The sequence below is a fragment of the Dokdonella sp. genome, from assembly GCF_049593775.1.
Classification (GTDB): domain Bacteria; phylum Pseudomonadota; class Gammaproteobacteria; order Xanthomonadales; family Rhodanobacteraceae; genus Dokdonella.
Window position 1 is genome coordinate 1 of the sequence record NZ_JBAWHJ010000348.1, and the last position, 5,708, is coordinate 5,708.

Annotated in this window: 5 protein-coding genes; all 5 read right to left on the bottom strand. The window is 58.4% G+C overall.

The annotated features are described in order from the left end of the window. Nucleotides 1-255 (bottom strand): tetratricopeptide repeat protein (locus tag WBP53_RS12110; protein WP_423929269.1); only part of this gene is annotated, 255 nt, incomplete at its 3' end. Nucleotides 256-466: 211 nt separating this feature from the next. After that, the gene (locus tag WBP53_RS12115) at nt 467-1,489 is read right to left on the bottom strand and encodes an HAD family hydrolase (RefSeq protein ID WP_423929271.1); all 1,023 of its coding nucleotides are present in this window, start codon (nt 1,487-1,489) and stop codon (nt 467-469) included. A gap of 294 nt (nt 1,490-1,783) precedes the next feature. Continuing rightward, the gene (locus WBP53_RS12120) at nt 1,784-3,424 is read right to left on the bottom strand and encodes an arylsulfatase (RefSeq protein WP_423929273.1); all 1,641 of its coding nucleotides are present in this window, start codon (nt 3,422-3,424) and stop codon (nt 1,784-1,786) included. A 258-nt stretch (nt 3,425-3,682) separates the two neighbouring features. Continuing rightward, entirely contained in the window at nt 3,683-4,078 is a 396-nt protein-coding gene (locus WBP53_RS12125) for a response regulator (protein WP_423929275.1), read from the bottom strand. A gap of 303 nt (nt 4,079-4,381) precedes the next feature. Beyond that, nucleotides 4,382-5,538 (bottom strand): IS3 family transposase gene (locus WBP53_RS12130; protein WP_423929277.1). Its coding sequence is split into 2 segments (ribosomal slippage): nt 4,382-5,289 and nt 5,289-5,538, totalling 1,158 coding nucleotides; the frame shifts between segments, so codons are not numbered across the junction. Nucleotides 5,539-5,708: the final 170 nt, after the last annotated feature.

Below are 5,708 nucleotides of genomic sequence, written 5' to 3' on the forward strand. Positions count from 1 at the left end.
GCCTTGCACCGCCGCCTTGCGATACCACTGGTTGGCCCGCGCAAAATCCACGGCGGTGCCACGTCCGTTTTCATAGAGCACACCCAGGTTGAATTGCGCGTTGGCATTCCCCAGCTCCCCGGCCTTCTGATACCAGTAGGCCGCCTCCTTTTCATTTTTGGCGATTCCCATGCCTTGCTCATACATCAAGCCCAGATTGAACTGGCAATCGGAATCACCTTTATCCGCCCCTGCGCGAAATTCCTTGGCGGCCAATTGCGGATTGCCGGCTTCATAGGCCGCGATTCCTTCCGCCAGTCCCGCATGGGCCGGCGCGATCAGCGAGCTTGTAACCATCGTCAACGAAAGTGCTATCGCAACGAGGTGAAGGGTTCTTCTTGTGGTTTTCATTCGCTTGATTGACCCCTTGCATTATTCTTGATCGCGCATGAATTCTGAGGCGACTCAGCGCTCTTGTCGACGCGCTTCACTCCTCGAACGCAAACACCCGCTTCCAGTCATCCTTCATGCTGACTACGATCCAGCCCTGCTTCTTCGCCTCGTCATAGAGCGTCTGCGTGAAAGTGCCGACCTTGGTATCGGGCAAGCCAGTCGCTGGACCGTAAGCGTATTCGCGTTTCGCGTCGTCGTGCAGGAGGATCAGAGACAGCCGCGCGCCATCGCCGGCTTTAGTGTACTCGAGCATCTGCTTGTCGCCGGTCGAGTTGCCGAAGGCCGCATGAGGTCTGCGCCCGATCATCAGATGGATGCCTTCGGGCTTGCCGGCATCGTTGTCATTCAACAACAGCTTTGCCTCCTTGGTCAGGAACGGCTTGCCATCTTTGCCGTAGCCGTATTTCGTGGCTCCCGCTGTACCAACTACCTGCTCGGGCGGAATGCCATAGGCCGCTTCGGAATACACGCGTACAAAATCCTGACCGCCACCGGTGACGATGTAGGTCTTGTAGCCGTTGGCGCGCAGATACTGCAGCACTTCCTGCATCGGCTGATAGACGAGTTCGGTATAGGGCCGCTTCCAGCGCGGATCCCTGGCGCTTGCCATCCACTTCGACACTTCAGCGTTGAAGTCATCCACCGGCATGCCGGTAAAGGTGGCGGCGATGATCTTTTCGAGATCGGGCAGGGTGAGCTTGGCGATGGCCTTGCGATTGCCCGAGAGCACGGTCTTGAAAGGCTCGACGTTCTTCAGTTCAGGCTTGGCCTTGGCCAACTCGGGCACACGATCCAGCGCGTACATCAGGAACGAGTACATCGGGTGCTCGACCCACAGCGTGCCGTCCTGGTCGAATGTGGCTATGCGCTCGGCGGGCGGGACAAAATCCGGTGAGCCGGCGGTTGTGGTTTTAGTGACGAAATCGACGATGGCTTGTTTAGAGGGACCGTCGTTCCAGGATTCCAGCGGGCCGGCCGCCTGGGCCAGGACACACGTAAACGCGGCAAGTGTTGCCAGTGCCGCTGAGTAAAACCTGTGGGGGAAGACCCTATTCATCGCAATTGCTCCCTTGGTTGGAGTTCAAAACGCACGTTGTTTTTGCGGAATACTGATTTGGAGTTGCATCAAAAGCAGGTACCCGCCTGTCCTTGATCGGCTGGTGCCGAGCCTTCCCAAGGTTTGATCACGAGGGTAGATCGACGCGCCTGGTAGCCGGGACGAGTGCACTGTTGACCTGCACGGTTCCGGCAAGGAAGAGCTGTTGCAGTTCGAGCCTTCTCGCTCGACTGTCAACTTGAAAACGAAAACGGGCACCCTTCAAAGGTGCCCGTTCTCGTCACGCTTCTTGCATCAGCTGCCTGCGTGGCCGTTGACGTGCACGTCCTTCATTTGCTGGATGATCTGATCCAGGTTGTAGCTGGACGGAGTCTGCAGCGCCGGGAATTCCTTGTAGCTCATCAGCTCCTTCATCCATAGCAATTGGCCGATGGGCAGCAGGTTCCAGTCGTAAATGTAAGCCGTGGTTGGCCCGGCCAGCGCTCCGCCCATTGCCAGGAGCGAGCCTTCAGTCCCCACGGCAACCTCGAATGGATCGCGCTTGATGTTGTTCACCACCGTCCAGTGGAAAGTCTGGACGCCCATCAGGCCACCTGAAGCTGTCGAAGCCGCCATTGCATAGTAGAACTTCCAGTTCTTGTAGCGCACGGCCGAGGGATGGGTGCCGCTGTAATAGAACAGCGTGTCGCGCGCGGAATCACCCGTGCCTTCCAGGTAGGCGCGTTGATTGACGCCATCCAGCTTGGTCTTGAGGATGCCAGGGTACTTGCCAGCCATGATCTGCTTGTTCAGGTCCTCGCCTTTGGCACCGCCGGCGATGTCAACAAAGGTGGGCACGAAATCCAGCATCGAGAAGATCTGGTCCTTGAGGATGCCCGGCTCGATGTGTCCTGGCCAACGAATCAACAACGGGACGCGCATGCCGCCTTCCCATGTCGTCAGCTTGCCGCCGCGGAACGGTGTTACACCGCCATCCGGGTAGGTGATGACTTCGGCGCCGTTGTCAGTGGTGAAGACGACGATGGTGTTGTCCATCTCGCCCATGGCCTCGAGCTTGGCAAACACGAGACCGATGTTGTCATCCATCTGCTTCATGCCGACTTCGTTGATGCCCCAGTCCTTGCCACCTTCCGTACCCAGCATCGCTGCGTACTTGGGCGAGAACACGGTCGTGATATGCATGCGTGCGGGGTTGTACCAGACGAAGAACGGCTTGCCGGTTGTCTTCGGGTTATTGCGGTCGAGGAAGTCGATGACCTGGGCCGAAATTTCCTCGTCCACGGTCTTCGAGCGCTCCAGTGTCAGCGGTCCCATGTCCTTGCAGGTCTGGTTCGCTTCCGTGCCATCCGAAGAAGTGCAGTGGATGACTGGCCGTGGCGGCGTCATGCACAACGCTGTTTTCGGGTCGACGGCGCCCGGCGGATCGGAAAGTCCCTTGACCGGCAAGTTCTTGCACGGCGGCACCACAGCCTGGTTGGTCGGTGACGAGTTGATGTCGGGAAAGCTCACGCCCTGCATTGCATCGAGGTGATACAGATAGCCCCAGAACTCCTGAATACCATGGGCCGTCGGCAACGAACCGGGCTTGTCACCCAGGTGGTTCTTGCCGAACTCGCCCGTGCTGTAGCCAAGATCGTGCAGGAATTTGGCGATATGCGGAGTGCCGGGCAACAGGGAACTGGTGGAGCCGGGCAACTGCGGCATGATCATGCCCGCACGCAGCGGATTCATGCCGGTGGCGAATGATGTACGACCGGCGGTGCAGCTCTGCTCCGCATAGGCGGCCATGAATCTCGCACCTTCCTTCGCAAGGCGGTCGATATTCGGCGTCTCTCCAACCATCAGGCCTTGGTGGTAAGCCCCGACGTTCATGATGCCGATGTCATCACCCATGATGAACAGGATATTGGGCTTTTCGGCAGCGGCCTGAGCCATTGCCGGAATCGCCAATATCAATAAGCCAATCGCTAACATTTTTCCAGTTCGATGCAACATGGAATGTCCTCCATTCATTTGAATCAACGGTGCGCAACCCACCGACAACTTGCCAGGCAGGAATCCTTTCGTCTCAGCCTGAGCCATGCTCAGCCTGCTTCTAGTGTACAAACGCTCAATACAGTCCCCATTCATACTATACCGCAGCCGGTTGAGTCGCCCATTCGGGCAGCCACCTAGACTACGTACGTAGTTGACTCAATGCGCAGTCTTGCTGTCGCTAGCGTTGCGGTGCAACGAAAGCAGGTTGACACGTTCCAGCAGCTCATCCATGCGCAGAGATTTTTGCAGGACTTCTGCGGCACCGTGCTTCATCGCCAGTACGGCCATGGGCACATCGCCGCGCCGGGCAGTCACCAGCACATGCGGGCTTGCGCATAGCGCCGCGAATCTCTTGAGCCTCTCCGGGCAATCGAGGTCACCCAACTCCACATCCAGAATGACGCAACAGCCGTCGACCGGCTCTGGCGCGTCCAGCCAGTCCCGAACAAGCGGATGCACTGTGAGCCCCATCCCGTTCGCTTCCATGAGCTTCGAAAGAGAATTTCGAAACTCGACATCTGCGCTGACAAGGTGGACAACATTCGAAGCCATAATTCCACACGGCACGACCGCACTGACATGCAAACGGGCGAGAAATCGATAGTCAACGCCTTGGCATGGTGGTGCGCTCGCTTCACCTGAAGTTTGATTGTTGGTTCGAACCTACTTCAAAACGCGTGCCATGCATATTCGGATTGTTGCTGAGACTACGTACATAGTTGTGGGTGGCGATCTGCAGTTCCCACCACCATAGAGCGAGTCGCTCATTGCCCGAGCCAGCATCGGTGGGTACCCGTCCGGTGCGCGCTTTCATGATTTTGCAGGAGCGAGCTTTGGCTTCGATGCTGTTGGGTTCTACCCCGTTTCCACGGACGGTTTGATTAAGTCTGAAAACTCCCGATCGCGTCGTGCAACTCTACGACGCATTCGCGGGTTGTGAAACCTCTCCATATAGTCGAACAGATCAGCTCGGGCCTCGTTGCGAGTTTCGTAGTTCCTGTGGAACACCCGCTCCCGTTTGAGGACGCCGAAGAACCCTTCGCAGGCTGCATTGTCGGCGCAATGGCCGACCGCACTCATGCTGCAGACCATGGCATTTCCACCGAGGAATTTCTGGTAGTCGCCGCTGATGAACTGCCCGCCGCGATCCGAGTGCAGGATGACTTCGGAATCACCTTCCCGCTGCCACACCGCCATCTGCACCGCGCGCACGACCATGTGCCGGTCCTGGCGATGGTGCATCGACCAGCCCATCACCAGCTTGCTGTAGAGGTCGATCACGACGCACAGATACAACTTGCCCTCTTGCGTCGGGATCTCGGTGATGTCGGTCACCCATTTGGTCTCTGGCTCAAGCGCGGTGAAATCACGTTCCAGCAGGTTCTTGACGCCGACTGGACGACTCCCCGGACGTCGGGGAGTCCCGCGCCGCTTGCGCCGAGGCCAGCCTTGCAGCCCGGCCGCCGACATCAGGCGCGCCACCCGGTTGAGACTGATGCGCTCACCCTCGTCCACCAGGTCTTCCTGCATGCGCGGTGCACCGATGACGCCCTGGCTGTCTTCATGGATCTCCCGGATGCGCACCAACAAACGCGCATTGTCCTGCGCACGAGCACCAGGCTTGCGCGCAACCCACGCGTAGAAACCACTCGTTGAAACTTCCAGGCAACGGCACATCAAACCGATGGGGTAGTCGTTGCGGCAGCGCTCAATCACCGCGTACCGGACGGTGATTGCTTCGCGAAGTACGCTGCCGCGTCTCTTAAAAAATCCCGTTCCTTCGTCACCCGTGTCAGCTCGCGTTTGATCCGCGCGAGCTCCTCATCCCGCGGGGTTCCGCCGCCGGGAAATGCATTGGTTCCTCTGGCATCGGCCTCTCGGACCCAACGGGTCAGCAAAGCGGGGTTGATCCCCACTTCCAGGGCGACCTGACGGCAACTCGACTTCGACTGGCGGACCACTTCGACGAGTTCGTGCTTGTACTCTTGGCTATAACGCTTGCGCTTGGACATGGACACTCCTTTGACCCAGTATGGGTCTTAGTGAAAGTGTCCGCAGAATCGGGGTAGAACCCGACTGCAGCGGGGAGCATCAGAAGTTGCGGCAAGGCCATGATCCGAGTGGGGAAGGTCGTATCCTGCGCAAGGCGCACCCGGCGCTACGCTGCGGGCTTGGGTGACAC

Coding starts and splice junctions, on each gene's coding strand:
- WBP53_RS12115 (WP_423929271.1), bottom strand. CDS start 1,489: ATGAATAGGGTCTTCCCCCACAGGTTTTACTCAGCGGCACTGGCAACA.
- WBP53_RS12120 (WP_423929273.1), bottom strand. CDS start 3,424: ATGGCTCAGGCCGCTGCCGAAAAGCCCAATATCCTGTTCATCATGGGT.
- WBP53_RS12125 (WP_423929275.1), bottom strand. CDS start 4,078: ATGGCTTCGAATGTTGTCCACCTTGTCAGCGCAGATGTCGAGTTTCGA.